Source organism: Pseudomonas sp. Ps21-P2 (genome assembly GCF_039672565.1).
GTDB lineage: Bacteria > Pseudomonadota > Gammaproteobacteria > Pseudomonadales > Pseudomonadaceae > Aquipseudomonas.
The window spans coordinates 1-1,012 of the sequence record NZ_JBDFPL010000041.1 but is presented as its reverse complement, the minus strand read 5'-3'; the positions used below and the strand labels follow the sequence as shown (position 1 = coordinate 1,012).

Annotated in this window: 1 protein-coding gene; it reads left to right on the top strand. The window is 56.8% G+C overall.

What is annotated here, in order from left to right; all coding sequences use genetic code 11:
- Positions 1 to 1,012 (top strand): DUF6531 domain-containing protein (locus ABEH28_RS27285; protein WP_346631567.1); only part of this gene is annotated, 1,012 nt, incomplete at both ends.

Sequence of the window (1,012 nt, the reverse complement as noted above, 5' to 3'; positions counted from 1 at the left end):
CCTTCAACATCAAGCCGGGGGTTGTTAATCAGGCCAGGCGCCAGGGCGGCGAAGGGAAGCTGGAGGCGGTTGGTTTCGAGAAGCCTGCGAAAGCCCGGCCTAACAAGCGGAAGAACTGTACGTGTCCGTGCCCTTGTGAATGTGCCTGTGGGTCGACGGCCAGGAGCATCAGCTTTGCGATGGGTTCGGAGTCGGTTAGCCATACCGATTTCAGCCTGCCAGGGCCGTTTCCGATTGAGTGGACGCGCACCTATTGTTCGAGTCTGGATGTTTACGATCATGACGTGGTGGGCGCGCGTTGGATCACGCCGTTTACTACACGTTTCGATCTCGTCAGCGACGGTTTGGTGTTTCATGACTTCGACGGACGCAGCCATGAGTTCCCCCTTCCCAAGATCAAGCTGTTTCACTTCAACGCCATTGAAAATCTGACCGTCATTCGCCTCAGCAAGGATCGGTTGGTGCTGATGCGGGGCCTGGAGCACAGGGAGACCTATGTTCGCCGGGGTGACCGTTTTGTTCTGATCAACAAGGTTTTGCCGAATGGCGCCGGGGTGATGCTGCATTACGAGCATCGGCACGGTGGGGGGTCGGTGCTCTCCGAGCTGGTGACTTACTCGGAGAAAGATGTAAACAAAGTCCATCTGCGACTTGGCACGTTGATCGACGATCACGGCCGGTTGACCGGTCTCTGGGAAATTCGTGATGGCGACGTCAAACGTCAGCTGTGTGCCTATCAGTACGACGATTTCGGTGACCTTGTTCTGGCGCAGGACGAGAACGGTTCGGCCTGGCGCTACCAGTATCAAAACCATTTGATTACCCGCTACACCGACCGCACCAATCGCGGTTTAAACCTGCAATGGCAGGGATCTAGTCCCGACGCCAAAGCCATCCGCGAGTGGGCCGACGACGGCAGTTTTGATACGCGATTGGCGTGGGATGAAAACATCCGCCTGACCTACGTCACTGATGCCCTCGGTCACGAAACCCGGCACTACTACGACAGCCT